At 62.7% G+C, this 26,999-nt stretch carries 27 protein-coding genes and 2 pseudogenes; 15 read left to right on the plus strand and 14 right to left on the minus strand.

The genetic code is table 11. The features are described 5' to 3' along the window. Window positions 1–2 precede the first annotated feature (2 nt). The 5 genes from ACTAQJ_RS23040 to ACTAQJ_RS23060 all read left to right on the plus strand — a co-directional run bounded on the left by ACTAQJ_RS23040 (window position 3) and on the right by ACTAQJ_RS23060 (window position 3,352). Window positions 3–923 carry a DUF2797 domain-containing protein gene (locus tag ACTAQJ_RS23040; RefSeq protein WP_498699711.1) on the plus strand — a complete coding sequence of 307 codons (921 nt, stop codon included), beginning with the start codon at window positions 3–5 and terminating at the stop codon, window positions 921–923. An 85-nt stretch (window positions 924–1,008) separates the two neighbouring features. Then, the gene (locus tag ACTAQJ_RS23045; RefSeq protein WP_216925047.1) at window positions 1,009–1,233 is read left to right on the plus strand and encodes a DUF3188 domain-containing protein; all 225 of its coding nucleotides are present in this window, start codon (window positions 1,009–1,011) and stop codon (window positions 1,231–1,233) included. 43 nt (window positions 1,234–1,276) lie between these two features. Beyond that, a complete protein-coding gene (locus ACTAQJ_RS23050) occupies window positions 1,277–1,738 on the plus strand; it encodes an FAS1-like dehydratase domain-containing protein (protein ID WP_498699712.1) in 462 nt (153 codons plus the stop codon). A 2-nt stretch (window positions 1,739–1,740) separates the two neighbouring features. Then, a complete protein-coding gene (locus ACTAQJ_RS23055) occupies window positions 1,741–2,178 on the plus strand; it encodes a MaoC family dehydratase (protein ID WP_498699714.1) in 438 nt (145 codons plus the stop codon). A 37-nt stretch (window positions 2,179–2,215) separates the two neighbouring features. Further along, window positions 2,216–3,352, plus strand: a complete 1,137-nt coding sequence (locus ACTAQJ_RS23060) for a UDP-N-acetylmuramate dehydrogenase (RefSeq protein WP_498699716.1) — start codon at window positions 2,216–2,218, stop codon at window positions 3,350–3,352. Here ACTAQJ_RS23060 and ACTAQJ_RS23065 read toward each other — a convergent pair. Beyond that, the gene (locus ACTAQJ_RS23065; RefSeq protein ID WP_498699718.1) at window positions 3,312–3,791 is read right to left on the minus strand and encodes a hypothetical protein; all 480 of its coding nucleotides are present in this window, start codon (window positions 3,789–3,791) and stop codon (window positions 3,312–3,314) included. The genes ACTAQJ_RS23060 and ACTAQJ_RS23065 overlap by 41 nt on opposite strands. Before the next feature lie 86 nt (window positions 3,792–3,877). Here ACTAQJ_RS23065 and ACTAQJ_RS23070 point away from each other — a divergent pair. Beyond that, window positions 3,878–5,021: pseudogene (locus ACTAQJ_RS23070) on the plus strand (winged helix DNA-binding domain-containing protein). Between the two features lie 140 nt (window positions 5,022–5,161). Continuing rightward, the gene (locus tag ACTAQJ_RS23075) at window positions 5,162–6,163 is read left to right on the plus strand and encodes a DUF559 domain-containing protein (protein WP_498699721.1); all 1,002 of its coding nucleotides are present in this window, start codon (window positions 5,162–5,164) and stop codon (window positions 6,161–6,163) included. A gap of 36 nt (window positions 6,164–6,199) precedes the next feature. Here ACTAQJ_RS23075 and asd read toward each other — a convergent pair. From asd to ACTAQJ_RS23115, 8 genes and pseudogenes are all read right to left on the minus strand, one after another. Beyond that, window positions 6,200–7,343, minus strand: a pseudogene (gene asd, locus ACTAQJ_RS23080) (aspartate-semialdehyde dehydrogenase). Between the two features lie 106 nt (window positions 7,344–7,449). After that, complete coding sequence (locus ACTAQJ_RS23085; RefSeq protein ID WP_216925055.1) at window positions 7,450–7,671, minus strand: NF038396 family protein; 222 nt, start codon at window positions 7,669–7,671, stop codon at window positions 7,450–7,452. Between the two features lie 10 nt (window positions 7,672–7,681). Next, on the minus strand, window positions 7,682–8,281 hold the full coding sequence (locus ACTAQJ_RS23090; protein WP_498699723.1) for a dihydrofolate reductase: 600 nt from the start codon (window positions 8,279–8,281) through the stop codon (window positions 7,682–7,684). Beyond that, window positions 8,278–9,081: a thymidylate synthase gene (locus tag ACTAQJ_RS23095; RefSeq protein WP_477519658.1), complete on the minus strand. Its 804-nt coding sequence runs from the start codon at window positions 9,079–9,081 to the stop codon at window positions 8,278–8,280. Before ACTAQJ_RS23095 ends, ACTAQJ_RS23090 begins: the two co-directional genes overlap by 4 nt. A 75-nt stretch (window positions 9,082–9,156) precedes the next feature. After that, window positions 9,157–10,125, minus strand: coding sequence for an NUDIX hydrolase (locus tag ACTAQJ_RS23100; RefSeq protein ID WP_431115979.1), 969 nt, complete (start codon window positions 10,123–10,125; stop codon window positions 9,157–9,159). A gap of 9 nt (window positions 10,126–10,134) precedes the next feature. Continuing rightward, entirely contained in the window at window positions 10,135–12,384 is a 2,250-nt protein-coding gene (locus tag ACTAQJ_RS23105) for an RNA degradosome polyphosphate kinase (protein WP_498699727.1), read from the minus strand. A gap of 104 nt (window positions 12,385–12,488) precedes the next feature. Next, window positions 12,489–13,469 carry a mycothiol synthase gene (gene mshD / locus ACTAQJ_RS23110; RefSeq protein ID WP_431115975.1) on the minus strand — a complete coding sequence of 327 codons (981 nt, stop codon included), beginning with the start codon at window positions 13,467–13,469 and terminating at the stop codon, window positions 12,489–12,491. 222 nt (window positions 13,470–13,691) lie between these two features. Further along, a complete protein-coding gene (locus ACTAQJ_RS23115) occupies window positions 13,692–14,390 on the minus strand; it encodes a winged helix-turn-helix transcriptional regulator (RefSeq protein WP_216925061.1) in 699 nt (232 codons plus the stop codon). 262 nt (window positions 14,391–14,652) lie between these two features. Here ACTAQJ_RS23115 and ACTAQJ_RS23120 point away from each other — a divergent pair, with 262 nt between their 5' ends. The 6 genes from ACTAQJ_RS23120 to ACTAQJ_RS23145 all read left to right on the plus strand — a co-directional run bounded on the left by ACTAQJ_RS23120 (window position 14,653) and on the right by ACTAQJ_RS23145 (window position 20,114). Continuing rightward, on the plus strand, window positions 14,653–15,387 hold the full coding sequence (locus ACTAQJ_RS23120; protein ID WP_431115973.1) for a permease: 735 nt from the start codon (window positions 14,653–14,655) through the stop codon (window positions 15,385–15,387). Window positions 15,388–15,554: 167 nt separating this feature from the next. Beyond that, a complete protein-coding gene (locus ACTAQJ_RS23125; RefSeq protein ID WP_431115972.1) occupies window positions 15,555–16,154 on the plus strand; it encodes a nitrobindin family protein in 600 nt (199 codons plus the stop codon). Window positions 16,155–16,210: 56 nt separating this feature from the next. Further along, the gene (locus tag ACTAQJ_RS23130; protein WP_431115971.1) at window positions 16,211–16,933 is read left to right on the plus strand and encodes a flavodoxin family protein; all 723 of its coding nucleotides are present in this window, start codon (window positions 16,211–16,213) and stop codon (window positions 16,931–16,933) included. 57 nt (window positions 16,934–16,990) lie between these two features. After that, window positions 16,991–18,076 (plus strand): CAF17-like 4Fe-4S cluster assembly/insertion protein YgfZ, encoded by a 1,086-nt coding sequence (gene ygfZ / locus ACTAQJ_RS23135; protein ID WP_498699733.1) that lies wholly within the window; start codon window positions 16,991–16,993, stop codon window positions 18,074–18,076. Beyond that, entirely contained in the window at window positions 18,073–18,507 is a 435-nt protein-coding gene (locus ACTAQJ_RS23140; RefSeq protein ID WP_498699735.1) for an ankyrin repeat domain-containing protein, read from the plus strand. The genes ygfZ and ACTAQJ_RS23140 overlap by 4 nt, the downstream gene beginning before the upstream one ends. Window positions 18,508–18,599: 92 nt before the next feature. Continuing rightward, window positions 18,600–20,114, plus strand: a complete 1,515-nt coding sequence (locus ACTAQJ_RS23145) for a DHA2 family efflux MFS transporter permease subunit (protein WP_431115967.1) — start codon at window positions 18,600–18,602, stop codon at window positions 20,112–20,114. A 105-nt stretch (window positions 20,115–20,219) separates the two neighbouring features. Here the strand turns inward: ACTAQJ_RS23145 and ACTAQJ_RS23150 are convergent, their stop codons facing one another. The 5 genes from ACTAQJ_RS23150 to ACTAQJ_RS23170 form a co-directional block, all read right to left on the minus strand. Next, on the minus strand, window positions 20,220–20,969 hold the full coding sequence (locus tag ACTAQJ_RS23150) for a GNAT family N-acetyltransferase (RefSeq protein WP_498699738.1): 750 nt from the start codon (window positions 20,967–20,969) through the stop codon (window positions 20,220–20,222). 25 nt (window positions 20,970–20,994) lie between these two features. Continuing rightward, on the minus strand, window positions 20,995–22,020 hold the full coding sequence (locus ACTAQJ_RS23155) for an ATP-dependent 6-phosphofructokinase (protein WP_223934019.1): 1,026 nt from the start codon (window positions 22,018–22,020) through the stop codon (window positions 20,995–20,997). A 207-nt stretch (window positions 22,021–22,227) separates the two neighbouring features. Then, window positions 22,228–22,476: a PspC domain-containing protein gene (locus ACTAQJ_RS23160; RefSeq protein WP_216925069.1), complete on the minus strand. Its 249-nt coding sequence runs from the start codon at window positions 22,474–22,476 to the stop codon at window positions 22,228–22,230. A 73-nt stretch (window positions 22,477–22,549) separates the two neighbouring features. Further along, window positions 22,550–22,960: a hypothetical protein gene (locus ACTAQJ_RS23165; protein ID WP_431115964.1), complete on the minus strand. Its 411-nt coding sequence runs from the start codon at window positions 22,958–22,960 to the stop codon at window positions 22,550–22,552. Between the two features lies 1 nt (window position 22,961). After that, window positions 22,962–24,530, minus strand: coding sequence for a PspC domain-containing protein (locus ACTAQJ_RS23170; RefSeq protein WP_498699742.1), 1,569 nt, complete (start codon window positions 24,528–24,530; stop codon window positions 22,962–22,964). Between the two features lie 125 nt (window positions 24,531–24,655). Here ACTAQJ_RS23170 and ACTAQJ_RS23175 point away from each other — a divergent pair, with 125 nt between their 5' ends. Together ACTAQJ_RS23175 and ACTAQJ_RS23180 are read left to right on the plus strand one after the other, a co-directional pair. Beyond that, window positions 24,656–26,236 (plus strand): ATP-binding protein, encoded by a 1,581-nt coding sequence (locus tag ACTAQJ_RS23175; RefSeq protein ID WP_498699744.1) that lies wholly within the window; start codon window positions 24,656–24,658, stop codon window positions 26,234–26,236. Then, window positions 26,233–26,907: a LuxR C-terminal-related transcriptional regulator gene (locus tag ACTAQJ_RS23180; RefSeq protein WP_498699745.1), complete on the plus strand. Its 675-nt coding sequence runs from the start codon at window positions 26,233–26,235 to the stop codon at window positions 26,905–26,907. The genes ACTAQJ_RS23175 and ACTAQJ_RS23180 overlap by 4 nt, the downstream gene beginning before the upstream one ends. Window positions 26,908–26,999: the final 92 nt, after the last annotated feature.

Genomic DNA, 26,999 nt, shown 5'->3' on the forward strand with positions numbered 1-26,999 from the left:
CCATGCTGGTCCACGGCATAGCTTGGGACTCCTCTTCACCGGCGTTGAGGCTGCTGCGGCCGGACGGGGAGTTCACTGACCTGGCGTTGGCCCCGGGCTCAACCCTGGGGCTGCGCGTCATGCCCGGCGTGTGGTGCCTTGGCCATACCAAGGTCCACGGGCCCGGCGACCGCACCCATGTTCCTTGCCGCAGCGCTTCCCCAGCCGAGCGTGGGAAGCAGTGCGGAGCCTGCTTCGCCCGGGACGATTCCCGGCTCATGCATGACTTCCACCGTGGCGGCTCAGTGCCTACCGGCCTTCGCGCTTACCTCATGCAGCCCCATTGGCTGTACGTTGCAACATTCGCCAATGGGGCAACCAAGGTGGGGACCGCCTCGGCGCCGCGCAAGTGGAACCGGTTGGCCGAGCAGGGTGCCGTGCAGGCTTCCTATGTTGCCCTTGCCGAGGACGGCCGGGTTGTTCGAGTGCTCGAGGATCTTGTGACCCGCGAGCTTGGGCTCGTCCAGCAGGTCCGTTCCGCTGCCAAGGCGGCGTCGCTCGTTGAGCCGCGTCCCGGCGTCGAGCTTGTTGCCACCAATCGCCGGCATGCCGCACAGGTGCGCGGCTTGCTGGGTGGACTTGCCATGACCGGGTTCGCCCTTGTGGAGGAAGAGTGGGAGCGGCCGGCTTTGGCTGACCGGCTTTGCACCGTTCGTGCGGCCGGTTCTTCGCGCCACCCCTACCCGGCAGCGTTCGACGGCGGCGGGCATGGTCTGCGGCTTCACTCACTTTCCGGTGCCATCGCCTTGGCCGGTCTCCCCGATGCCGAGGGCAATGAAGTGGAGGGTAGCTTCGTGGCAGACCTGGGCGCGTTGAAGGGACGAAAGATCGAGTTCGGCCCCCACGTCACGGAAATCCCCGCCCTGCAGGATTCGTTGTTCTAACTCCTTGTGGGGCCCGGTGTGCGGGCTCTTCCTGGGTTTTGGGGCGCAGAGCGGGCCCCGCAACGCGCACCGGTAGACTTGGACGGTGCTGAACGAATTCTGGGCCACCTCGTCCACCGCCTACAAAACGCTGGTTTTCAGCGCCATGGGGCTCATCGCCGTCGGGCTCATCCTTTCCATTGCCGGGAACACGACCGGCAACCAGGGATTGGCCATTGCCTCCCTGCCCGTGATCGGCGTCGGGCTGCTGCTCCATGTCACTGGGCTCGTAGTCCGGGGCCAGAAGATCCGCAAGAGCTACAAGAAGTAGTCGCAACACCACCGCGGGTCCGATGGCCCGATAGGGTTGGACCATGAGTATCAATCCGGACCTGCAGGGCCGAACCTACCCTGCCGCAGAGGTTTACGACGTCGGCCGTGAGAAGATCCGCGAATTTGCGAAGGCCGTGAAGGCCAGCAATCCTGCGCACTTCGATGTTGAGACAGCACGGGCCATGGGCCACAGCGATCTTGTAGCCCCGCCGACGTTTGCCATCATTGTTGCCCAACGCGCCGACGCCCAGCTTGTGGAGGACCCCGAGTCCGGCATCGACTTCTCCCGCGTGGTCCACGCGGACCAGCGCTTTATCCATCACCGCGCCATCGTGGCCGGGGACCGCCTCGTGGCTGAACTGCATGTTGACGGAGTCCGGGCCATGGGCGGCGGCGCGATGATCACAACGCGCTCAGAGATTTTCGCCCTCGACGGCAACGATGACCGTGAAAAAGTAGCCACCACCACCTCGTCCATCCTGGTCCGCGGAGAGGGACAGTAACCATGAGCCCGAAATTTGAAGAGCTGACAGTCGGCCAGGAAATCGGCACCCGCAGCGTTGAGGTCACCCGCCAGGACCTGGTCAGGTATGCCGGTGCTTCGGGGGACTTCAACCCCATCCACTGGAACGAAGCTTTTGCAACGTCCGTTGAGCTGCCCGGCGTGATTGCCCACGGCATGTTCACCATGGGATCGGCAGTGCAGCTGGTGAGCGACTGGGCAGGGGACCCCGCTGCGGTGGTCGATTACCAGACGCGGTTCACAAAGCCGGTCCTGGTGGCTGACACCACCGGAACGGACGAGGCCGGTGCAGTCATCGATGTTACCGGGGTAGTGGGAGCCCTCGACGCCGAGGCCGGCACCGCGCGCATCGACCTCACCGTTGTGGCAGCCGGGCAGAAGGTCCTCATGAAGTCCCAAGCAGTTGTGAAGGTCTCTTGAACCACGTGAGCGCTTCAATCCCCGTTAGGCTTGATGGGTGACCCAGACGCTGCTTTCCGACCTGACCACGGCTGCCGTCGGCGGCCCCGCAGGAAAATATGTAGAGGCCCGCACCGAGGCTGAAATCATCGACGCCGTGCGGTCGGCTGACGCTGCGGGCGAGAAACTCCTTATCATAGGTGGCGGTTCCAACCTCCTGATCTCGGACGACGGGTACCCCGGCACGGTCCTGAGGATTGCGTCCGAGGGCTTCACCGTGAACTCTGAAGACAGCTGTGGTGGCGTGTCCGTGGTGGTTCAGGCCGGCCATAATTGGGACGCACTGGTGGAGCACTCGGTCCTGCATGCTTGGTCCGGCCTTGAGGCTCTGTCCGGCATCCCGGGAGCCACCGGTGCCACGCCCGTGCAGAACGTCGGCGCGTATGGTGCGGACGTCTCGCAAACCATAGCCGCCGTGCGGACGTGGGACCGGCAACGCAATGCAGTTCAGACATTCACCAATTCAGAACTCAAGTTTGGTTACCGGGATTCCATCCTGAAGCAGACAACGGTTGAAGGTTCCCCGCGCTACGTGGTGCTGACTGTTGAGTTCCAATTGCCGCTGGGACGAATGAGCGCACCCATCCGGTACGGTGAACTCGCCCGCGTGCTGGGCGTGGAAGCCGGCAAACGTGCGTACTCCAACGATGTCCGCCGGGAAGTCCTCCGGCTCCGCGCGTCCAAAGGCATGGTCTTGGACGCCGCAGACCGGGACACTTACTCCACCGGCTCGTTCTTCACCAACCCGATCATCCCGGCCGAACGCGCCGCAGGGTTGCCGGAGAACGCGCCGAAGTACCCGGCAGGTGAGGACGGCTTGGTAAAACTTTCGGCTGCCTGGCTCATCGATCATGCGGGATTCGGCAAGGGTTTCGGACTCGATGAAACCAGTGTTTCCGGTGGCAGGGCATCCTTGTCCACCAAGCACACCTTGGCGATCACCAACCGCGGCTCGGCCTCGGCGTCGGACATGGTGGCTATCGCGCGCGAGGTTCGTGCCGGCGTCGTGAATCGCTTCGGCATTGAGCTGCACCCTGAACCGTTGCTGATCTGGCGTTTCCCTCTAGCGTTGGGCTCAGGGGGTCCTGGCGGGTTCAGCGTGTACGTCGTGCCGCGATGGGCAGAACTTTGTTGAGCAGCAGGAAGGTCAGCCCGCAACTCACCGATCCCAGCAAGAAGATCTGGCTGAAGGCAATACTTTGGGGCGATGGGCCGCTCGGCATGAAGAGCCCGGCCATGGCGAAGCCCACCAGGCCCAGGAGCATCACGATGGCACCCAGCAGGAAGCTGCGTACTTGTGCTGTGGCTGCGGGGTAGAACCAGGGTTCCGGGGCGTCGTCCCCGGGGTCGGCGACAGGTTGGATGGCCGCCGCGGTACCGATGAGCAGGGCGGCGGTGGCAGTCGCCACCAGACCCGCCAACTGGATGACCTGCATGGAAGGCGTGAGGCTGACTCCGGTACCAACGGCCACAACGAGTCCCGTTCCAAGCCCGACGACGGTGCAGCACCAGCCAGCCGCCGCCAACCATCTGCTGAGCGGCCGCACAAGCGGAGCAAGATCACCAAAGAGCATGCAGCCATCCTAGGAAACTGTGCTGGAAGGCTGCTGGGAGGTGTTGCAAGGTTCCCTGTACCGGCACGGCGCTTTTAGGATGAAGCATGCCTGCACCCCACGCGCGTTCAGTTGCTGTAACCCAACGAGTCATTGGCCGCCTGCGGCTCGCCAGCCAGGGACTCCTCAACGGTGGTTTTGCCTCGGTGCCGGATGCGGTTCGCTGGATGACAGCCATGCAGGCGCAGGACCTCGGATCGGCGCTGTGGGCCGTGGGGCAGCGTGTCCCGGGCTCTGCCGCGTCCGACGTCCGCGCGCGCCCTTGATGCCGGAACCATTGTCCGGTCATGGCCAATGCGGGGAACACTGCATCTGCTGGCACCGGAGGATCTCCGCTGGATCTTGCGCATCACCAGTCCGCGGCTCATGAACCTGGTGGCAGGGCGGCATCGTGAGCTTGGCATCACCGCCGAGGACATCAGCCATTGCCGGGACATCGCGCTCAAGACTTTGGAGTCCCTCAAAACGGCCGACGGTGGACGTGGGGCCACGCGCGAGCAACTCCTTGACGCCTTCGAGCAAGCAGGCCAGATCACCAAGGCCCAGCGTGGCATCCATCTCCTTGGGAGTCTGTGTCAGCGTGCGTGGCTCGTTCAAGGCCCCATGGCGGGTTCACGCGGCAAGGTGGGTGTACAGCAGTTGTTTGTGCCCTTCGACGAGTGGATCAAGGACTCCAGGGACCTTGATCGCGAGGAAGGCATTGCGGAGCTCCTCTTCCGTTACCTGCGCAGCCACGGACCTGCGACGGTAAAGGACTTTGCCTGGTGGAGCCAAGTGCCGCTGACGGAAGCGCGCAACGCCCTCGGCTCGGTTCAGGACCGGTTGGTGGAGCTGCCATTCGCCGGCACCAGCTATTGGCTTTCGCCTGAAACAGCAGCACTGCTCGACGACGGCGTCCCCGGCTCGCGCGCCTTGCTGGCTCTTCCTGGCTTCGATGAATTCCTGCTCGGTTACCAGGACCGGAGCCTCGTCCTCGCGCCCGAGCATGCTGAATTGGTGGTGCCGGGCAAGAACGGCGTGTTCAAGCGAATCATCGTGGCCGGGGGAGAAGTGGTGGGCACGTGGGCCAGGACCGGCAATGGCAAGGCGCCCGACGTTGTTCCTGAGCCGTTCGAAGGGCAGCTGGGGCCGGCTGCGGAGCGTTCGTTCCAGGCGCAGGGGCGGGCTTACCTGAAGTTCATGGCGGGCTGAGGCCCGGCCCTGTCCTAGCCCGTTGCTAACCCGCTATTAAGTGGTTGGCCAACAACGAATAAGCGGCTCCCCAACGAAGTTGTCCACATACGGTTCTCCTTCCCTGCGAACTCGCGCAGTTATTGGCCACGATGGGTCCCATGCAACTGCGAAAACTCGATGCCCTGATCACTGCACACTGGCCGGAGACCCCCGTTGCCTCGACTCCCGAGCTGGTTGGAGGTGGGCTTGGCGACCGCGTTTTGACGGCCGGTGTTCGCAATCGGAAGCTCCTCAGGCTCAGACGGGGTGCGTACGTGCGCATGGATCAATGGCGCCGAAGCAAACCATGGGAACAGGACCTGCTGCGGATCCAGGCCCACCACTGCAGCACTCTGGGTGGAAGTATCTACAGCCACGTAAGCGCCGCCCGCTTGCACGGTTGCCATGAGTGGGAAGGCGGGCCGCTGGTACACGTTACGACGCCCTTCTCACCGGCTAAGGCAAGTTCGGGAAGCGACGTCGCGGCCCATGCGGGATGTCTGGTCCCTGACGAGATTGTTCAGGTGCAGACGCCATGGCAGAGACCGGCGCAGACCACGAGTCTTGAGCGTACGGTGGTGGACTGTGCACGGACGTTGGACTTTGAGCGGGCGGTCGTCATTGCCGACCATGCCCTTCGCCTCGGCGCAGATCCCCGGAAGATGCAGGATTATCTGGACAACGGCAGAATCACCCGTGGAACCCGCCGGCTGCGCCGTGTCCTGGAGTTTATGGATGCAAGGTCCGAATCCGTGGGGGAGACCCGCACCCGGGTGCTTCTGGATAAGTTGGGCATAGTGGGCGCCGTGTTGCAGCTGGATGTCGCAACGCCACTGGGCAACTATCGCGGAGACTTTGGCTGGGAGCAGCAGAAGGTGATTCTGGAGTTTGATGGCCGTGCCAAGTATTTCGAGTACGCAGCCACGGAGGACGTGATTTTCGAGGAGCGCCGGCGGGAGAAGGCAATGCAGGCCCAGGGGTGGAAAGTGGTCCGCATCGAATGGGACGATCTCAGCCGGCCTTGGGACGTGGACCGGAAGCTCAGGGAGGCCCTGGACCTACGGGTAGAACGTAGAAAACCCGCTGTTCCGTTGCTGGGCAGCAACGGAACAGCGGGTTGACGACGAAAAAGCGCGGACGGGGTGGCGGCAGAGGGCCTAGAGCTTGCCCGTCACGATGTTCAGCATGCGGCGCAGCGGCTCAGCCGCACCCCAAAGGAGCTGGTCGCCCACGGTGAATGCGCTGATGTACTCGGGGCCCATTTCGAGCTTGCGGATGCGGCCAACGGGAATGTCCAGGGTGCCGGAGGCAGCCACAGGGAGTCAGGTCCGCCATGGAGGCTTCCTTGGTGTTCGGAACAACCTTGGCCCACTCGTTGTCCTTGGCCAGGAGGTTCTCGATCTCCGTGACGGACAGGTCTTCGCGCAGCTTGAGCGTGAGGGCCTGGGAGTGGGAGCGCATGGCGCCGATGCGGATGCACAGGCCGTCCATGGCGATGTGGTCCTTGCCCGCGGTGCCCTTGCCCGTTCCGAGGATCTTGTTCGTCTCCACTCCAGCCTTCCACTCTTCCTTGGACTGGCCGTTGCCGAGGTCGGCATCGATCCAGGGAATGAGTGAACCGGCCAGCGGAACGCCAAACTGGGTGGCGTCAACGCCGGTGCGCTGAGCAGCGAGGACCTTGTGGTCGATCTCCAGGATGGCCGAGGCCGGATCCTGCAGTTCGCTGCTTACCTCGTTGTTGAGGGTTCCGAACTGGTTCAGGAGCTCGCGCATGTGGCGGGCGCCGCCACCGGAGGCAGCCTGGTACGTCATGGAGGTGCCCCATTCGACCAGGTTGTTCTTGAACAGTCCGCCAAGGCCCATGAGCATGCAGGAAACCGTACAGTTGCCGCCGATGTAGTCCTTCACGCCGCCGGACAGGCCAGCGTCGATGACGTCGCGGTTGATGGGGTCCAGCACGATGATCGAGTCATCGTTCATACGCAGGGTGGAGGCAGCATCGATCCAGAGGCCATCCCAGCCGCGGTTGCGGAGTTCGCCGTGAACCTGCTTGGTGTAGTCACCGCCCTGGGCGGTAACAATAATTGGCAGCTTGGCAAGCGTCTCAATATCGAACGCGTCCTCGAGCTTGCCAGCCCCGTCAGCAAAGGAAGGGGCGGCACCTCCTGCGTTCGAGGTGGAGAAAAATACCGGGTTGATGTTGGCGAAGTCGTTCTCGTCCTGCATGCGCTGCATCAGGACGGAGCCGACCATGCCACGCCAACCGACCAGTCCTACGGACGGATTAGCTGCTGTAGTCATTTACCCAGTCTAAACTTTTGCAGCAAAGTGCCGCTGTTGGTTACGTCACGCAGGCAATGCACGACGCCGGCACCCGCCATAGCTCACCGCAGGCCGACCGCTGTGGCTAGCTCCCGGCGTCGGGCCCCTGCAGAAGGACGGCTTTGCGCTTGCGCAAGGCAAAGAATGCTCCGAACGTGAAGACCTGCGTGACCACGATCAAGACGATGATGCCGACGATGCGGTTGCCACCAAGAATCATGGTCAGTCCAACAATGGCTGAGATCAGCGCGAAAAGCGGCAGCAGCATGTATCCCAGCACGAACAATGTTTCAGGTTTCTTCAGCATGCAGGCGTTCCTAGCTTTCCGTCCGGCGCCACGTGGTGAACCGGTAATCTGTGCCGTTCTTGGCCGTCAGCCAGCCATCGGCCGGTGCGGCAGTATCAAAGGTCCAGTCGTCGCCGAGTTCAGGCGCGAAGGTATCGCCGTCGAGATCGGCATCGATGATGGTGACGACGGCAACGTTGGCAATTCCCATCGACTGTTCAAAAATCTGGCCGCCGCCGATGATCCAAACCTTCTGGCCACCGGGGGCGAACTGCGATTCCAGCAGGGCTGCGTCCAGCGAGGAAACCACGACGGCGCCCTCGGCCTCAGGCGTGGAAGCCCACTCCGGGTTGCGGGTCACCACAATGTTGGTTCGCCCGGGCAGAGGCCTGTACTTGTCCGGGAACGATTCCCAGGTCTTGCGGCCCATGATGACGGGGTGCCCCGTGGTCAGCTGGCTGAAGTGCTTGAGGTCCTCGGGGAGGTGCCACGGCATGGAGCCGTCCTTGCCAATCACACCGGATTTGGTCTGGGCCCAGATCATGCCGATGCCGGTCATTTTGCCCGCGATTTCCTGGGTGAAGATGACGCCCGGAAGCTGGGAAGGAATGTCAGATGGAGGAGTGCTCATACAGCGATCGGCGCCTTGATGGTGGGGTGGTGCCGATAGCCCACAACCTCGAAGTCGTCCAGGGTGTAGTCGAAGATCGAGTCGGGCTTGCGCAGGATTTTCAGCTGCGGATACTCGTACGGTTCACGGGTGAGCTGCTCGGTAACTTGCTCCACGTGGTTGTCGTAAACATGGACGTCGCCGCCTGTCCAGACAAACTCGCCGGGCTCAAGGCCCAACTGCTGGGCGACCATGCACGTCAGCAAAGCGTAGGAGGCGATGTTGAAGGGGACTCCCAGGAAAGTGTCCGCAGAGCGCTGGTACAGCTGGCAGGACAACTTGCCATCGGCTACATAGAACTGGAAGAACGCATGGCAAGGCGGCAGCGCCATGTCCTTGAGCTCGGCGACGTTCCACGCGGACACGATGTGTCGCCGGGAATCCGGGTTGGCAGCCAGGTTGGCCATGAGCTCGGAGATTTGGTCGATGTGCCCACCGTCGGGCGTGGGCCAGCTGCGCCACTGCACACCGTACACGGGACCGAGTTCGCCGTCGGCATCCGCCCACTCGTCCCAGATGGAAACGCCTTGGTCCTGCATCCACTTCACGTTCGAATCGCCGCGTAGGAACCACAGGAGCTCCACTGCCACTGATTTGAAGTGGACCCGCTTGGTGGTGATGAGGGGGAAGCTTTCGCTGAGGTCGAAGCGCAATTGGCGGCCGAAGACGCTACGCGTTCCGGTTCCGGTGCGGTCCGACTTGTGCGTGCCGTTGGCCATGACGTCGCGCAGGAGGTCTTCATACGGGGTGGGGATGCTCACGAGTCCAGCTTACTGGTTTCGACCATGCGGGCCCCCAGTAGATCGATGAGTGTCTCATCACCGATCCCGGCGTGGCTAGTCGTCGAAAGGCTTGACCTGTTCCACGGACACAATCTTCCGCTCAGAGCCACGGGCCACCTGGCAGACGATGACCTCGCCCGGAGAAAGGAACGGATCGGACGTGGGCAGCAAGCCCCGCAAAGCCGCGGACATGTGCTGGCCTAGTTGGTTCAGCACTGTGGGCAAGGCTGGCCGATGGGTGCACACAGCGATTGGCACCTGTTTATCGAACAGGGCCTCCACCGTGGAGGCAGTTTTCTTGGGGGACCGGTTGTGGTTGTGCTCGGTGAGAGCTTCAACCAGCTTCACCTTCGCTCCGCTTGCCTTGGCGTAGGGAGCAATGGTTGCTACGCAACGGGTCCACGGGCTGGTCACTATCCGTTGCGGCTTCCACACTTCCAACAGGCGCTGGACGGCTGCAGCCTGCCGTTGCCCGGTGGCGGCCAGCGGACGTTCCCCTTCAGCCTTGGTCCATGAGGACCTCGGCTTTGCCTTTGCATGGCGGATCAGTACGAGCGGCCACGTATCGAGTTCGCCCCGGATGTGGGCCTTCTCCAGGTACTCCAGGGGCTCCACATCCGTGGGGTTGCTGAGGAAGGCTGCAGCCCTGTCCGGGCTGCACCACATGACGCTGTCCACTTCCTTGCCGTCGGGCCGAAGCTGTTCGCCGTTGACCCGCATAGCCCAGTAGTGCACTACTTTCAGGCCAGCACTGACGTGGTAATGAATGGGCGGCAATGGCACGCCGAGCGAACTGTTAAGGCCGATCTCTTCATGCACTTCGCGGACGGCACACTGCGGAACTGTTTCGCCGTCGTCGAGCTTTCCTTTGGGCCAGGACCAATCGTCGTAGCGGGGCCTGTGGATCAGGAGCACCTCAAGGGCGCCCTTCTGAACCCGCCAAGGAATGGCGCCGGCCGCAACGACGGCCACCCGTTCACCGGGGTGGTCCGTCTGATCCGCCACGGGGGTATCGCTTTTCAACTCGTTCCCTTACCGCCGGGCCGCTGCACGTTGGCGTGATCGGGATGCAAGGAGCCAGGACTGCATGTCCAACAGGGGCTTTCCGTCCTCGTTAAGGTGATACCTGGTCCAGTGACCTTGGTTATCCAGGTGCCAACTCGCAGTTCCGTCGTCCACGTAACGGTTCATGAGGTCCACGACCGTCGCGGTGTCTTCCTTGCTGGCCAACTGGACGAGTGCCTCAACACGGCGGTCCAGGTTGCGGTGCATCATGTCTGCAGATCCGATGTACACCACGGGATCCCCACCATTGGCAAAAGCAAAGACGCGGGAGTGTTCCAGGAACCGGCCGAGGATGGAGCGGACAGTAATGTTTTCGCTCAGGCCCGGTACGCCCGGCCGGAGGGAGCAGATCCCGCGGACCACCACGTCCACCCTCACGCCGGCCTGTGATGCACGGTAGAGGGCGTCGATGATGGCTTCGTCCACCATGGAGTTGACCTTGATCTGGACGCGGGCAGGAACGCCGGCGCGGGCGTTGCGGATCTCCGCTTCGATCCTTTCGATCAGGCCTGCACGCACGGAACGCGGCGCCACGAGCAGCCGCTTGAACGTGGACTTCGGCGCGTATCCGGAGAGCTGGTTAAACAGCTTGGAAAGGTCTTCGCCCACTTGCTCGTTGGCGGTGAGCAAGCCGAGGTCCTCATAGTAGCGGGCGGTTCGCGGGTGGTAGTTGCCGGTACCGATGTGGCAATAGCGGCGCAGGCCGTCCACTTCCTGCCGAACCACCAGGGACAACTTGCAGTGGGTCTTCAGGCCAACGATGCCGTACACAACGTGCACACCTGCCTGTTCCAGCTTCCGGGCCCAGGAGATGTTTGCCTGCTCGTCAAAGCGGGCCTTGATTTCCACCAGGGCAAGGACCTGCTTGCCCGCCTCTGCCGCATCGATCAAGGCGTCAACGATCGGGGAGTCACCGGACGTCCTGTACAGGGTCTGTTTGATGGCCTGGACCTTGGGGTCCGCGGCTGCCTGTTCCAGGAATGCCTGAACCGAGGTGGAGAACGAGTCGTACGGGTGGTGGAGCAGGATGTCCCGGCGGCGCATAGCGGCAAACACGTTGGCCGCCTTGGACGTTTCGGATTCGTTGAGATACCGGGACGTGTGTGGAACATGCTTGGGGTAGTGGAGGTCGGGGCGGTCAATGGCGCTGATCGCAGAGAGACCACGGAGGTCCAGGGGTGCCGGTACGGAGTAAACCTCGGACTCTTCAACGCCGAGTTCCCGGATAAGCAGAGCCTTGATGTTCGGGTTGATGTCCGTGGTGACTTCAAGGCGCACAGGAGGACCGAAACGGCGACGAAGGAGTTCCTTCTCCAAGGCCTGCAGGAGGTTCTCGGCGTCGTCTTCTTCTACCTCGAGGTCCTCGTTGCGGGTGACGCGGAAGGTGTGGTGCTCAAGGACCTCCATGCCGGGGAAGAGCTTGTCCAGGTGGACTGCGATGACTTCTTCCAAAGCGATGAAGCGGGCAACACGGCCAGGAATGGCACCTGCACGGGGGCCATCCACGGAGATCAGGCGCGGCAGCTGGTCCGGAACCTTCACGCGGGCGAAGAGTTCCTTGTCGCTGATGGGGTTGCTGACAATCACCGCAAGGTTCAGTGAGAGGCCGGAAATGTAGGGGAAGGGGTGCGCGGGATCCACGGCCAGCGGCGTCAGGATCGGGAAGACCTTCTCCTGGAACATGATGCTGATCCGGTGACGGGCATCTTCATCCAATTCATTCCAGTGCATGATGTGGATGTGCTCGTAAGCCAGGGCAGGACGGATCTGTTCGGCGAAGACACGCGCGTGGCGTTCCTGAAGCTTGTGCGCCTCTTCGCCGATCTGCTCCAGCACCTCGATGGGGCTCAAGCCCGCGGGGGAGGGGACAGCAAGTCCCGTGGCGATGCGACGCTTCAAACCTGCAACGCGGACCATGAAAAATTCGTCCAGGTTGGAGGCAAAGATCGACAGGAAATTCACGCGTTCCAGGAGGAAGAGATCCGGATCCTCTGCGAGTTCCAAAACGCGGGAGTTGAATGCCAGCCAGCTGAGCTCACGGTCCAGGAAACGGTCCGGCGAGATGTCGCCTTCGGGTTCCAGGCTCGGCGCAAATTCCGGGATGTCAATGCGGTCCTGGGTGGCTCGTGAAGCCGGCACTTCCGATGATCCGAAGCGTGGGGGCAGTGTGGCGCCCTTCGAAGTGGATCCGGCGGTGCCGACGGGGTCCGGCTGCATGGGGGTTCTCCTAAGCTCAGGACTGGGTTTCCTCCCACATTACAAGCAATTCCAGTGCCCGAATCCAAGAAGTCCCGGGCTTTCCTTGCAGCGGGATGCTGAGGTTAATTCTTGGTTAAAGGTCCGTACATCACATCGGTGTCCCAGCGGATAAAGCCAAGCTTCTGGTATAGGGATACGGCGGCCCGGTTGTCGGCATCGACGTAAAGCATGACGGCGTGCAGGTCCTTGTCCTGCAGATACCTGATTCCCGCCACGGTGAGTGCCTTGCCCAAGCCTAGGCCTTGCGCTTCGGGCGTGACGCCCACCACGTAAACCTCGCCGATGGCGGGATGGGGTCCCTGCCGTGGGTGAACCTTGGTCCAGTGGAATCCCAGCAGTTCGCCTGCATCATTGACGGCCAGGAGAAAGCCTGCCGGATCAAACCAATCTTCGGCCTTGCGGGCCTCAAGATCGGCCCGGGTCATCGAACCCTGCTCGGGATGATGCGAGAAGGCCGCGCGGTTGGCCGCCAGCCAGGCATCCTCGTCCTGTCCCGGCACGAAGGCGCGCAATGAGACCCCGTCCGGAAGGCCGACGTCGGGCAGTGCGGACGTGGAGGACATCAGCCGCATTTTCCACAGTTCCCGCACAGGACCGTAGCCAAAACGGGTGGCCAGCTCCGCCGCGGCCTCGTGATTGCCATGGGACCAGGCGCTCAAGCCGTCAAAACCGCGTTTGCCTTCCAGCGCCTCCAGCAGGCGGGCCGCTACGCCCTGGTTGCGGTAGGTGGGGTGGACAGCCAGTTCGAGGACACCCGTTGTTCCTGATGGGCCAGGCGCTTCAACGACGACGGCGATTCCCGCCAGATCTTCTCCAGTCGCCGGATCTGAATCTTCATCCGGGGCATAAAGGGCAAGCGACAGGACAGAGTGATCGCCGGCATCGACGCCACGCAACATGACCAGTGTCTGTTCGGACAGGGGAGGGTTGCCGTCGGATTCCTCGGCGGCCGCTGCGAGGGTCCTGAAGTCCTTGAGGAGTTCGGGATCGAGGGCGCCGGTGACGAGCAGTACTGGCCAGTTCTCGGGGTGCGCGTGACTCATGATGCAAGGCTATACGTCCGGGGCAAGCACTGTAATTTGAAGTCCCCCTGAAACGGCTGTAGGCTCGTTATCTCGTTCGGCTTTTTAGTCAACACAGGGGGGATCCACCAGTGGGGTGGCCTCGATACGTTCGACCCGTATGTCCTCCACGGAAAGTGGAAGAGGCCAGGATTCATGTGAATCCTGGCCTCTTCTTTTTCGTCTGTACAGTCGACGGGCGGTTTACGCTTCCGAGAGTTCGTCATCCGGGAGCCTGACCAACGTCAGGCGATAACCGACGTTGCGGACCGTGCTGATGAGATTCTCGTGGTCAACACCGAGCTTGGCGCGGAGACGCCGGATGTGGACGTCCACAGTTCGGGTGCCACCGTAGTAGTCGTAGCCCCAGACTTCGGTCAACAGCTGCTGGCGGGTAAACACGCGTCCGGGGTGCTGGGCGAGGTACTTGAGGAGCTCGAATTCCTTGAACGTCAGGTTCAGGGGTTGGCCGCTGACCCGGGCGGTGTAGCTCGCTTCATCGATCACGACGCCGGCAGCGCGGATCTCCGTCTGGGTCTCCTCTTCGCCGGGTACAGCCCGGGCCATGGCCAGGCGGATTCTGGCCTCGACCTCAGCAGGGCCTGCAGAGTCCAGCACGATGTCATCCACTGACCATGCAGAGGAAACGGCTGCCATGCCGCCCTCGGTAAGAATCAGCATGAGCGGGGCGCTGAGTCCGGTGGCCTTCAGCAGTTGCGTCAGGGAGCGTGCCCCCACCAAGTCCTTGCGGGCATCCAGGAAGACGATGTCCGTGGGATCGGTTTCGAGCAGCGCGGTCGGTTCTGCCGGGAGGATGTGGACACGGTGGTTGAGCAGCTCAAGGGCAGGCAGAATGTCCACCGAAGAGCCGGTGCTGTTCGTCAGGAGCAGGATGTGCGACATAGTTCCTCCAATGGGCTGTACGCGCATCATCGGGCGTCGAAACCGGAGTTTCACCGGCCGGTCACGGCAGCTGGCAAGCCTTTGCCCGTTGTAACGGGATCAAGGCAAACAGTGTGCGCCGTTGAAGTCCGAGTATACCCACCCGAGCCCCGCCAGTCAGGGATTCGTGACGGGCTGCCACCGGAATTACGACATATTCGCCCGCCATAAGGCAGGATTGTCGGGAGGTCGTAAGGCGCATCGAATTGAGGTCGGGCACACAGTGAAGTCTTGGAGCATCGGGGTATTCGGACTCGTGGCGCTCGCAGCCATCGTGGCCAGCACCTTCGTTTCCCGGGAAGCCATGGTGGGCGTTGGCATTGTGGCGTCCGCGGCTGTGGGGCTTGGCTGGCCGCATTTCCTGGCAGTCCCGGCCAAGAAAACCCTGGCCTCCGTCATTGCCTTGGCCGGTGCAGGCTCGGCAGTGACGGCAGCTTACATGCCGGCTCCTGGATTCCTGGATGGTACGCCCGCCTTCATTGCCTTGGGGGTCATGGCGGTGTTCATCATCCAGCTCGTGCGGGGAACGGGACAGGCACAGCGCCTGGAATCCACGCTCGGCTGTTGTGCCGGCGTCCTGTTGAATTGCCTCGGTGCAGGATGGATTGCCGGGGCCCGGTTCAACGGCGTCAAGGAAATGGTGCTGGTTGCCGGGCTGAGCGCCGCAGTGGCACTGCTGGTAGGCGTCATTCGATGGCCGGACCGGATTGTGGCTCCCCTTGGCATCGTCATGGCCGGCCTGATGGGCCCTTTGGCCGGACTTGTTTTTTCCGATATCGCCGTCCTGCCTGCTGCCTTGGTGGGCGTCGTGGTCGGATCGGTCCTCGTTTGCTTCCGGCGCATGACCACTCTCAGGCGCGGGCGGCTCAATATTCCCGCCGCAGTGGGAATGGGTGTGGCGCCGGTTTGGGCTGTTGGAGCCTTGGCCTACTTCATAGACAAACTACTCATCTACTAACGGTTAGGATTGCATCATGTCTGTACTCGCATTTGAAATCTTCTTCCTCGTTCTCCTTGGCCTGGCAAGCATTGCCATGGCGTGGTTTGCGGGTTTCGTTGTTTACCGCCTTTTCAAGGGCCAGAAGTAAAGCCTTCTGATCCTGCAGTCCAAAAGAGGTAGTCGTTGTGCCTATTGAGATTCCAACAGACCTGACGCCTGAACTCGTCCCGCTTTCCTGGCTCATTGGTGAGTGGGAAGGCCGCGGCCGGCTTGGCAGTGGTGATGAGGATTCGGAGCATTTCGTCCAGCACGTTTCCTTCACCCATAACGGTTTGCCGTACCTGCAGTACAGGGCCGAGACCTGGATCAGCGACGACGACGGCGCAAAGTTGCGCCCGTTGACCGTTGAAACCGGGTTCTGGGCCTTGGAGCGCAAGCTCCAGGAAGGCGACGGTGGTCCCGGGCTTATCCCGGCGGACATCGTTCCTGTGCTCAAGACCGCCGATGAGGTTGAAGAACGCCGCAACAAAGAGGGCGGCTTCGATATCTCCGTGTCAATTGCCCACCCCGGGGGAATTACCGAGCTCTACTACGGCCAGATCAAGGGGCCGCAGATCCAGCTCACCACGGACATGGTGATGCGCGGGAGCCACTCCAAGGAGTACACCGCCGCAACACGGATCTTTGGCCTGGTGGATGGCAATCTCCTCTGGCGCTGGGATGTTGCCGCCAACGGCAAGGCATTGGAACCACACGCGTCGGCGTTCCTTCACAGGGTTTCCTGACGCCCGGCACGAGGTCTCACTGAACGTTCCACACGCAACCAGCAAAGGAGCAGATAGTGAATAACCACCTCAAGCCGGGAGGCTACGAGGGACTCAAGGCCGTGTTCTTCAACGGCACCTTGAAACCCTCGCCGCAGCTCAGCAACACCGATGGGTTGATCCGGATCAGCCGCGACATCATGGAAAAGCAGGGCGTCACTACCCACCTCATCCGGACTGTGGACCACGATATCGCCAGCGGCGTGTACCCGGACATGCGGGAACACGGCTGGAAAACCGATGAATGGCCGGAGATCTATCCGTTGGTCGCTGAGGCCGACATCGTTGTGGTGGCAGGTCCCATCTGGCTGGGCGATAACTCTTCCCAGACTAAAAAGCTCATTGAGCGTCTGTACGCACACTCCGGCGAACTCACTGACAAGGGTCAGTGGGCGTTCTACCCGAAAGTGGGTGGATGCCTCATCACCGGCAATGAAGACGGCATCAAGCACTGTTCCATGAACGTGCTGTACAGCCTCCAACACGTGGGCTTCACCATCCCGCCGCAGGCTGACGCGGGCTGGATCGGCCCAGTAGGCCCAGGGCCAAGCTACCTTGACGAAGGGTCTGGTGGTCCGGAGAGTGATTTTACTAACAGGAACACCACGTTCATGTCCTGGAACCTGATGCACATGGCCCGCCTCCTCAGGGATGCCGGTGGCATCCCCGCCTATGGCAACCTTCCGCAGGAATGGAAAGCCGGCACACGATTCGATTTCGAGAACCCGGAATACCGCTGATTCCGGAATACCTCAGAGTTCCGGAATACCACTGAGCCGCAAGGACTTCTACTACATATGACTTACAAGAGCCCCCTGTTGTCGCGCCCTGGCGCTGTCGAAGACACTGGCCTGGATGCCGGCGTCCCGGCCCACTACGGCGAGCCGCTGCGGGAGCAGCGCGCCCTGGCAACCGGAACCGCCGTCGTTGATCTTTCGCACCGGGGCGTGGTGACGGTGTCCGGACCGGACCGCCTCAGCTGGCTCAACACGCTCTCTTCCCAGCAGGTGACCAATCTCCAGCCGCGGGTTGGCAGCGAACTGTTGCTGCTCAGTGTCCAAGGCCGCATCGAGTTCGATGCGCGGGTTATTGACGACGGTGAAACCACCTGGCTGATCGTCGAGGCCGCAGAAGCGGCGCCGTTGGCTGAGTGGTTGAACAAGATGAAGTTCATGCTGCGCGTGGAGATCACGGATGTCTCCGGGGAGTGGGCTGTCCTAGGTTCCACGAAGCCCGTGGAGAAGCTCGGCGGTTACTTGGTTTGGGAAGATCCGTGGCCGCATGTAGGCCCTGGCGGCTATTCCTACAGCACTGTCCCGGAGGAGTCGCACCCTGGGCTCGAACGCCCATGGTTCGAATACCTCGTCCCGGCGGCAGACTTGGAATCCGTGATCGAAGGCCTGCCCCTGGCTGGTGCCATGGCGGCCGACGCCCTGCGGATTGCCGCGTGGCGGCCACGTCTCGGTGCGGAGACTGATGATAGGACCATTCCGCATGAGCTGGACCTCATTCGTACATCCGTTCATCTGAGCAAGGGCTGCTACAAGGGCCAGGAGACCATTGCGCGCGTTCACAATCTCGGCCACCCGCCGCGGCGCCTCGTCTTCCTGCAGCTGGACGGCTCGCAACACACGCTTCCGGCCGTTGGCAGTGTTGTATTTGCGGGGGAGCGCAAGGTGGGTACTCTGACATCTGTGGCGCAGCACTTCGAGATGGGCCCTGTGGCTTTGGCTGTTATCAAGCGCTCCGTTCCGGCGGATGAAACCTTGACAGTCATGGACGGCGAGGAGCCTTACATCGCAGCCCAGGAAGTGATCGTCGCCCCCGACGCCGGCCAGGTCGTCGGGCGCCAAACAGGATTCCTGAAGGGACCCCACCGATGAGCCAACCAAGTCACAGCACTGGACCCGAAGCCGACCCTGCTGCCACCGATACGGGCGGGGACGACGAAGCAGTTGCCTTGGCCCATGCGCTCTTCGATGCCGCCCGCGAGGGCAACACCGAGATGCTTCGGAGCTACCTGAATGCAGGTGCCCCGGCCACGCTCACCAACGCTTCCGGAGACTCGCTGCTGATGCTTGCTGCCTATCATGGGCACGAGGAAACCGTGCAGTTGATTCTGCACCACGGCGCTGATGTGAATACCCCCAATGACCGTGGCCAGACGCCGCTTGCCGGGGCGGTATTCAAGGGTTACACGGGCGTCTCCCGGGCGCTGCTGGACGCAGGAGCAGACCCCGACGCCGGAACTCCCACCGCGCGCGAAGCGGCCAAGATGTTTGCCAGGGCCGAAATATTGGCCCTTCTCGGCTAAAGCCCGAGGGGTTCCAGGAAAGCCCGGCAGCTACGACAACCGCACTGCTGAGTGCGGGATCAGAGAACTTTCATATCGGCCGAAGGAATCCCTTGGAAAACGTAGCTAAGCCGTGGCCCGCGCTGTGGTCACTGGTCATAGGCTTCTTCATGATCCTTATCGACACCACCATCGTGTCGGTCGCGAATCCGCGGATCATGGAGGGCCTCAACACGGATATCAACGCCGTCATCTGGGTTACGAGCGCCTACCTCCTGGCGTATGCAGTACCCCTGCTCATTACCGGCAGGTTGGGTGACCGTTTCGGGCCGAAGAATCTGTACTTGATCGGCCTGGTGGTCTTCACCCTGGCTTCGCTGTGGTGCGGACTCTCCGGCGATATCACCATGCTGATCGCCGCCCGCGCGGTCCAAGGACTCGGCGCGGCCATGATGACGCCCCAGACCATGGCTGTCATCACGCGTATTTTTCCTCCGGACCGCCGGGGTGCCGCCATGGGACTTTGGGGAGCGACGGCCGGCATGGCTGTTCTCGTGGGTCCCATTCTGGGCGGGGTCCTGGTGGACGGACTGGGATGGGAATGGATCTTCTTCGTCAATGTCCCGATTGGAATTGTCGCCTTCGTCATGGTCACGCGTTTCGTCCCGAAGCTGACTACGCACAGCCATTCATTCGACGTCGCGGGCGTGGTGCTCTCCGCCGTCGGCATGTTTCTTTTGGTCTTCGGCCTCCAGGAAGGCCAAACCTATAAGTGGGGAACGGTCACCGGTGCCGTTACCGTGTGGGGCTTGATCATCGCAGGGCTCGTGGTCCTGGTTCTCTTTGTTCTCTGGCAGTGGCTACTGGGCCGTCGCGGAGGGGAACCGCTGCTGCCGCTCGCCTTGTTCAAGGACCGCAATTTCTCGCTGGGCAACACCACCATCATGGTGGTCGGCTTCACCGTGACGGCGTTCCCGCTGCCCACCATCTTCTACTACCAGGTTGTGCGGGGTTTGACCCCCACCCAATCAGCGTTGCTCATGATTCCCATGGCAGTGATCTCCGGCGGCCTGGCGCCGGTGGTGGGTAAGCTGATCGACCGTGCCAACCCGCGCTGGTTCGCATCCTTCGGCCTGGTTTGCCTCGCAGGAGCGCTCTTCTGGACAGCTTCGCTTCTGCGGCCGGATACTCCCATTTGGATGTTCCTGCTTCCCAGTGCCCTGCAGGGTGTTGCCAATGGCTTCATTTGGGGGCCGGTATCCAATGCGACAACGCGCAACCTCGAGCCACGCCAAGCCGGCGCCGGTTCGGGCGTGTTCAACACCACCCGCCAGATCGGGGCAGTCCTTGGATCGGCGGCCATCGCCGCCCTGATCCAAGCCCGGCTTGCGGCCGAGTTGCCCGCGGCGCCAGCGGGAGCTCCGGCGAACGAAGCGTCCATGAACGGTGCTCTGCCCGAGGCCCTGCATGCAGGATTCTCGACGGCGATGAGCCAGTCGATCGTGCTGCCCGCCTGTGCGATTCTCGTCGGGGCAGTGGTGGCCGTGTTCTTTGCCAAGCCGAAGTCCGTTGAAGGGTGGGGCGGTGCAGCTGCCACTGAGGCTCCACAGGAAACCGCACGGAAGTAGGGTGGCAAACGGCGGAGACCAGCCCACTTTTGGCTGGTCCTGACCCGGACATAGGGGCAGGACCAGTTGCCAGCCAAGACCAAAGCTGGGCCGGTTCGGTTCTTGTCAGCCGAGCAACACGCTCGCATGGAGTCCGCCAGTGGCGAATCCCAAGCTGCGCGCCATCGCGAGCGCGCTGCTGTTGCTAACATCGGCCTTCCACTGGAGCGTCAGTCCAGCGGCCAGGGCTTCGTGGGCAGCAATCGATGCAGCGAGCGTTCCCAGGCCCCGTCGGCGCCAGGGTGGAGCTACCAGGACGCCCATGTTGGCCAGGATTCCCTCCCACTCGGAGTAGGCGCCGCACGCCACGGGAGTGGGTTGCTCTTCTTCGGGATGCATGATGGTGAAGCGGTGCTCGAGGGCTTGCAGGCCCACTTCGTTGACGTCATCCGGGGGGCACAGCCCTTCCAGCGCGATCGCCTCTGGATTGCCCCGCGAGACCGTGAGGTCCTCCGAGGGTTGGTTGAGCGGGAGGTCGTCGGCAAAGAACAATGCTGAGGACCCAAGGCCGTGTCCACCGTGGGATCGGGTGAGGGTCAACAGCGTCACATGCTGGGCAAGTTCAGTGTCTGGAATTCCAGCGGCTGCGTCGAGGACCCATTGTGGTCCCACCAGCGCTGAGGCACCAAAAAGGCGGAGGAAAACAACCGCCCGCGCCGAGTCGTCGAGGCGGGTGAGGCGGTTTGAGGGATCGCTTGGGTCCACCGCTGAAGTGGTGACCCGGCCAGCTGCGGCGGCGAAAGCGTCGTCGTCGAACCCTAAATGGCGAGCCCACGCCAGCTGGATAATGGCAGCGGACGTGGGCTCAAGAGTCATGGATTCAGCCTAGCCGACTAGCCGACTAGCCGAAGAGCACACTCGCTTCGTCGTAGCGGTGCTGGGGAACGGTCTTGAGCTTACCCAGTGCTTCTTCAAAACCAACGTGGGAGATGTCCGTCCCCTTCAGCGCCACCATGGTGCCCCAACGACCCTCCACCACCGAATCGATGGCTGCCATGCCCAGGCGGGTGGCCAGGACGCGGTCGTAGGCGGTTGGTACGCCGCCACGCTGGATGTGGCCAAGGATGGTGGCGCGGGTCTCGATGCCTGTGCGTGCTTCGATTTCCGGGGCGAGCTGGTCGGCGATGCCACCCAGGCGGGGTCGGCCAAAAGTGTCCAGTCCGCGTTCGGAGTGGGGAGACTCCATGTGGTCAGGAACGAAGCCTTCAGCTACCACCACCAAGGGCGCGCGGCCGCGGTCGTGGGCTTCCTGGACCCATTCGGTGATCTGCTCGATGCTGACCGTCTGTTCCGGGATGAGGATGGCGTGTGCACCAGCGGCCATTCCGGCGTGCAGGGCGATCCAGCCTACGTGGCGGCCCATGACCTCGGCGATCATGCAGCGGTGGTGGGACTCACCCGTGGTGCGGAGGCGGTCGATTGCTTCGGTGGCGATTTCAACCGCTGTATCGAAGCCGAAGGTGTAGTCCGTTGCGTCGAGGTCGTTGTCCACAGTCTTGGGAACACCAACAATTTTCAGTCCGGCATCGGTGAGCCGTTTTGCCGCCGCCAGCGTGCCTTCGCCACCAATGGCGATGATGGCGTCAATGCCGAGGCGTTCCATATGGGCCTTGATGACGTCCGGGCCACCACCATTTTCAAACGGGTTGGTACGTGAGGTGCCCAGGATAGTGCCGCCCTGCTTGGCGATACCTCGGACCAAGGTGCGGGGGATGTCGATGACATCACCTTCCACGACGCCGCGCCAGCCGTCCTTGAAACCCACGAACTCCTGGCCGTGGATTGCGATCCCCTTCAGGACCGCTCCCCGGATTACTGCGTTGAGTCCGGGGCAGTCGCCACCGCTGGTAAGAATGCCAATTTTCATGTTTGCTCACTCATGGCTTGGAGGAATACGTGTAGAGCGCCACGCTGAGCTCCCAACGATTGTAGACGTGGATGTGGGGTGGGACACAAATGGTTACTTTCGACCCCGGCCGTGCGGTATTGGAAATCTCTCTGAAAACAACGAAAGCGCCCCGCAGCGGCGGGGCGCTTTGTGTCGCTGACATCGAAGTTGTTGATCGTCGTGCGCTTAACGGGAACGCTGGCTGATGAAGGACTCCAGCGCGATCCTGTTCTTCTGGTCCGGCAGGATGAGCCAAGCGAGGATGTAGAACACCGCAGCCGGCCCGGGCAAGAGGCAGAAGAGCAGGAAAGCGACGCGAACATATGCCACGTCCACCCTGAGCTTCGCAGCGATCCCGCCACAGACGCCGCCCAACCAGCGCTGGGGTCCACGCTTCAGGCCGAAGCCCCTGACGATGCTGAAGAACTTGTCCATGGCTACAGACTTCCTTGTTGTGGTTGCTTTGTCACGTTAGTACCTGCCTCATTGGTGTAACTGGTGCAGGCAGTTACTTGGCAGGGCTCTTTGGTTTACCGGCACTCTTGCGGGCGGCGAGGAGTCCTCCGATGACCAAGGCTGCGCCTGCACCGATCATGAGGCCGATCAGCACGTACGTGCCGTCCAGCACCACCCAACCAAGGGTGGAGATGACCAACAAAGCGGCCAGGGCAATCACAATCAATCCCCACACCACGGTGCCGATCCGCGCCTGTTGCGGTTCGTCGTCGTCGATGGTCCGTTCCACCCGATAGTTGGGCTCAAGAGGTGGCGTGAGCGGTATTGGCTGGAGCTGCGGTGTTGGCTGGAGCCGCGGTGAGGGTGCCGGCTCCTTGGTCAGCGGAGTGGTGTCCACTGGATTCTTGGCATCACTGCTGTTTTCTGCTGCTTCGCGTGCGTTGCTTGGCTCGTTCGTGCTCATGTCAGTTTCCTTCCTGGATGGTCACGTTGCTGAAAGTGCCATCAATCTCCACCACGAGGTTGGCTCCTGGCTTTTCGGCGTTGTAGACCGTCCGCTCGTCCTGAAGGCGGCCGCCGCGGTCCGAGCCGTGTTCGTTGAGGTTGCCGAAGGTCATATCCGCCCTGACTTCAACGGGTACGTCGTCCGGGATGATGACGGTGACGTTACTGAAGGTGGCGTCCACGGGGACCACGATTTCGGTGGTCAGTGGAGGCGTCAGGGCCAGATCGTCCAGGTTCACTGTGCCCTTGCCGCCAGTGACGTCGACCCCCTGCCGCGCCTGCTCGACGCTCAGTGGTGCCCAGTTCACGTCATGGAAGGTGAAGCGATCGCCATTCCTTGGGACAACGTTGAAGATTCCACCGATGATCAAGGCCACTACCGCCAGGAAACCGAGGAAACCAGAGGTCCGTCCCCGCAATCCCGCAAAGAGGATGCCCAAACCCAGAACCGCTGCGCCCGCGGCCCACACCACTGCGTTGGCTGCCTGGCCGAGCTCGATGATGTTGCCGGCGTCCAACGCCTTCAAGGTGCCACCAACCAGCAGGGCCACACCCGCGGTGACCGCAACTATCGCTGGCCCTGGACCCCTGCGCCTGGCGCGGGGCGGCTTGGGTTCACCATTGTGCGGTTGGCCGCTAAAAGGCTGACCGCCTTGGGGAGGAGTGGGCCCGAAGGGCGGTCGCGGGCCTGACGGCTCGTAGCGGCCGGCCCCATGACCCTGCGGTTTGCTGCCTGGCTGGCCTTGGCCGTACACCGGAACGCCGCTGTTGGTGCCGGTGGCTGTGTTTGTTCCGGCAGCAGTGTTTGCCCCGGTGGCTGTTGGCGTTCCATAGGCCGTGGGGGCTCCGTAGGCAGTGGCCGTTCCATAGGCCGTGGGGGCTCCGTAGGCAGTGGCCGTTCCGTAGGCGGTGGCCGCAAAGTTCTGCTGGTTCATGGGACGGGCCGCCTTAGGCCCTTTGTTGCGTTGCACCAGATAGTAGATGAGGTAGATGACGCCGCCTACCCAGAAGAGCGTCCACAACAGGCCGGGAAGGCCGTTCCAGCCCCAGCCCCAGAACCCGCGGCCCAAGCCAGGCAGGCCGATGAGCGTGGTGATCAATGCACCTGTCATGCCACCGGACCAACGCCCGGCGGCTGCTTCCTGAACGTGGATGCGGCCGTCAGGTTCAGGGAGCAAAGCCCACGCCAGGCCGTAGAGGAGGACGCCGATGCCGGCAAAGAGTGCAAGGACGATGAAGATCCCCCGGACAATCAGGGGGTCGATGCCGAACCGGTGCGCCACTCCGCTGGAGACGCCACCGATCCAGCGGTCCGGCCCACGGCGGACACCCTGGCTGCGGATCCAGTCGAAGAAGTTCTGCTGGGGTGCAATATCGGGTGCAGCGGGACCGGCCTCGGAGGACGGATAGGCCTGGGGGGATGGTTCCCCGGGGGCACCGGCGGAGGTGCCGGCGTTGGCGTCGGGATCGGGTGTGCCGGCGTTGCCGGGCGTTCCGGATCCCTCTGGGTTCATGCTGTTCGCGTTCATACTTCGATCCTGCCGTCCCGGGTACCCTGCCCTCTACTGGGGGATACCCTGAATGATCCCTGAGGGACCCCCGAAGAACGCCGGTTTCAGGTTCGGGCAACCCTGATCCGTGTTTGGATTGGTACATGACAACCGCTGTACAACGCCCGCCGCTGGTCCGCAGCAGCGACCGCATGATCGCCGGCGTCTGCAGCGGACTGGCCGACCATTTGGGCTGGCCCGTGAAGTACGTCCGGCTGGGCATGATCCTTGCCTGCTTCGCCGGGGGAGCGGGGCTGGCCTTCTACGCCTGGCTGTGGACCATGGTTCCCACTGCTGATGAGAGCGCGCGCCGCAATGCCCGCCGGCCGGCGTCGCCTATTGCTCCTGCAGTCAGCCTTCCGCCTGCCACTGAGTCCGTACCACAAGCGCCCGACGCCGGACCCGCACCGCCGGTGGTCGGCTCTCCAGCGGTGAGTGGAAACCCTCCGGTACCCAATGGCGCAGGTGCCTCTGGTCCACTGGCAGGTGCCTTTGGTCCACCGTTTGGTAGCCCACCGGCTGGTACGACAACTTCCGGCAGAACGTCGGCTCCTGCCGGCGCTTGGGCCGAATCCGGAAGCCCGGCGTTACAGGTCTCCCGGTTCAATTTTCGACGAATCCAGTACGGCAAAGAGATCCTGCTCGGCGCCGGCCTGCTTCTGGTCGCTGTGATCCTGATTGCCCGGCAGTTCGGCGTCGATGTGCCCTTGGGAACGCTGATTCCCGCAGCTGCCATCCTGGGCGGCGCGGCGATCGCATGGATGCAACTGGACGAGACCCGCAGGGCCGGTTTGGTGGACAAAACCAAGGCCGACCAGGCTGGTGGCTGGGTCCGCCTGGCTGCTGGCCTTGCGTTGGTGGTGGCCGGTGTCCTGGTCATGGTGTCAGGATCGGGATCCTGGGAGCAGACCTGGTTGGCGCTCCTGGCGTCCGTTGCTGTCCTCGGCGGCGTTGCACTGGTCCTGCTGCCGTGGGGACTGAAGTTCTGGAAGGACCTCGAGACTGAACGGGCGGGGCGTGTACGGGAAACCGAGCGCGCGGAGATCGCAGCCCACCTGCACGATTCGGTGTTGCAGACCCTTGCGTTGATCCAGCGCAGGGCTGGCTCGGAGCAGGACGTTGTCCGGCTGGCGAGGGCCCAGGAACGTGAACTTCGGTCCTGGCTCTTCACTGATGCCGCCAAGGATGCAGGACTGCTGGCCGAGCGGATCAAAGCCGTAGCCGCCGAAGTGGAGGATGCCCACGGCCAGGCCGTGGAGGTGGTTACCGTGGGCGACGCCGATATGACGGACAGGCACGAGGCCTTGGTCCAGGCAGCCAGGGAAGCCATGCTCAATGCGGCCCGGCACGGCGGGGGAACAGTATCCGTCTACATGGAGAGCACCGCAGGAAGCACCGAGGTCTTCATCAAGGACCGCGGTCCGGGATTTGATCTTGAATCCGTCCCCGATGACAGGCTGGGCGTCAAGGAATCCATCATCGGCCGCATGAAGCGTCACGGAGGCACGGCAACCATCAACAGCAGCCGGGACGGAACCGAAGTCCGGCTGGCCCTCCCCTCGATAAACGCCGAAGGTGGCGACACGCGCACTGGAGATGTGCGCTCCGGAGACATGCGCTCCGGAAATGTGCGCAGTGGAGATGTTCGCAGCGGCGAAGTACGGAATGGAGAACCACAGCAATGAGCAACACTTCCCCAAGCGGTGAGCCGCGTAGTGTGCGGGTGGTGATCGTCGATGACCACACGATCTTCCGTTCCGGGCTGAAGGCGGATCTCGATCACCGCATGGACGTCGTGGGCGAGGCAGGTACGGTTGAGGAAGCCATTGCTGTCATTGCGGAAACCCGGCCTGAAGTTGTCCTGCTGGATGTCCACCTTCCAGGTGGCCTTGGCGGCGGAGGGCGCGAGGTCATTGCGGGGACCGCCGCGCTCCTGGGCACCACCAGCTTCCTGGCACTGAGTGTTTCGGACGCAGCAGAGGACGTCGTGGCAGTGATCCGGGCTGGTGCCCGGGGCTACGTCACCAAGACGATTTCCGGTGCCGGGATATCCGATGCCGTGATCCGCGTGGCAGACGGCGACGCCGTCTTCTCACCCCGGCTGGCTGGCTTCGTCCTGGACGCCTTCGGTACGGCACCGGCGGATATCGCGGACGACGAATTGGACCGCCTCTCGGCGCGTGAGCTGGAAGTCATGCGACTCATCGCGCGCGGATACAGCTACAAGGAAGTGGCCAAGGAGCTGTTCATTTCCATCAAGACCGTGGAGACGCACGTGTCCGCAGTGCTCCGGAAACTGCAGCTCTCCAGCCGCCACGAACTCACCAAGTGGGCCGCCGAGCGCCGCCTCCTCTGACCTTCTCTCACGTCCGCCGGCCTTTTGACGGATGCTCTCTCACATCCGCCGGCCTTTAGACGGACCTTCTCTCACATCCCGCTGCTTTAGCG

Source organism: Arthrobacter sp. alpha11c (assembly GCF_054149985.1).

Bases quoted from the DNA above. Each gene is read 5' to 3' on its own strand.
- ACTAQJ_RS23050 (WP_498699712.1), top strand. From the start codon at position 1,277: ATGAGTATCAATCCGGACCTGCAGGGCCGAACCTACCCTGCCGCAGAG.
- ACTAQJ_RS23065 (WP_498699718.1), bottom strand. From the start codon at position 3,791: ATGCTCTTTGGTGATCTTGCTCCGCTTGTGCGGCCGCTCAGCAGATGG.
- ACTAQJ_RS23105 (WP_498699727.1), bottom strand. From the start codon at position 12,384: ATGCAGCCGGACCCCGTCGGCACCGCCGGATCCACTTCGAAGGGCGCC.
- ACTAQJ_RS23160 (WP_216925069.1), bottom strand. From the start codon at position 22,476: ATGGACAAGTTCTTCAGCATCGTCAGGGGCTTCGGCCTGAAGCGTGGA.
- ACTAQJ_RS23155 (WP_223934019.1), bottom strand. From the start codon at position 22,020: ATGAAAATTGGCATTCTTACCAGCGGTGGCGACTGCCCCGGACTCAAC.
- ACTAQJ_RS23090 (WP_498699723.1), bottom strand. From the start codon at position 8,281: ATGAGCACTCCTCCATCTGACATTCCTTCCCAGCTTCCGGGCGTCATC.
- mshD (WP_431115975.1), bottom strand. From the start codon at position 13,469: ATGAGTCACGCGCACCCCGAGAACTGGCCAGTACTGCTCGTCACCGGC.
- ACTAQJ_RS23140 (WP_498699735.1), top strand. From the start codon at position 18,073: ATGAGCCAACCAAGTCACAGCACTGGACCCGAAGCCGACCCTGCTGCC.
- ACTAQJ_RS23165 (WP_431115964.1), bottom strand. From the start codon at position 22,960: ATGAGCACGAACGAGCCAAGCAACGCACGCGAAGCAGCAGAAAACAGC.
- ACTAQJ_RS23180 (WP_498699745.1), top strand. From the start codon at position 26,233: ATGAGCAACACTTCCCCAAGCGGTGAGCCGCGTAGTGTGCGGGTGGTG.
- ACTAQJ_RS23075 (WP_498699721.1), top strand. From the start codon at position 5,162: ATGCAACTGCGAAAACTCGATGCCCTGATCACTGCACACTGGCCGGAG.
- ACTAQJ_RS23085 (WP_216925055.1), bottom strand. From the start codon at position 7,671: ATGCTGAAGAAACCTGAAACATTGTTCGTGCTGGGATACATGCTGCTG.
- ACTAQJ_RS23170 (WP_498699742.1), bottom strand. From the start codon at position 24,530: ATGAACGCGAACAGCATGAACCCAGAGGGATCCGGAACGCCCGGCAAC.
- ACTAQJ_RS23175 (WP_498699744.1), top strand. From the start codon at position 24,656: ATGACAACCGCTGTACAACGCCCGCCGCTGGTCCGCAGCAGCGACCGC.
- ACTAQJ_RS23115 (WP_216925061.1), bottom strand. From the start codon at position 14,390: ATGTCGCACATCCTGCTCCTGACGAACAGCACCGGCTCTTCGGTGGAC.
- ACTAQJ_RS23040 (WP_498699711.1), top strand. From the start codon at position 3: ATGCTGGTCCACGGCATAGCTTGGGACTCCTCTTCACCGGCGTTGAGG.
- ygfZ (WP_498699733.1), top strand. From the start codon at position 16,991: ATGACTTACAAGAGCCCCCTGTTGTCGCGCCCTGGCGCTGTCGAAGAC.
- ACTAQJ_RS23055 (WP_498699714.1), top strand. From the start codon at position 1,741: ATGAGCCCGAAATTTGAAGAGCTGACAGTCGGCCAGGAAATCGGCACC.
- ACTAQJ_RS23150 (WP_498699738.1), bottom strand. From the start codon at position 20,969: ATGACTCTTGAGCCCACGTCCGCTGCCATTATCCAGCTGGCGTGGGCT.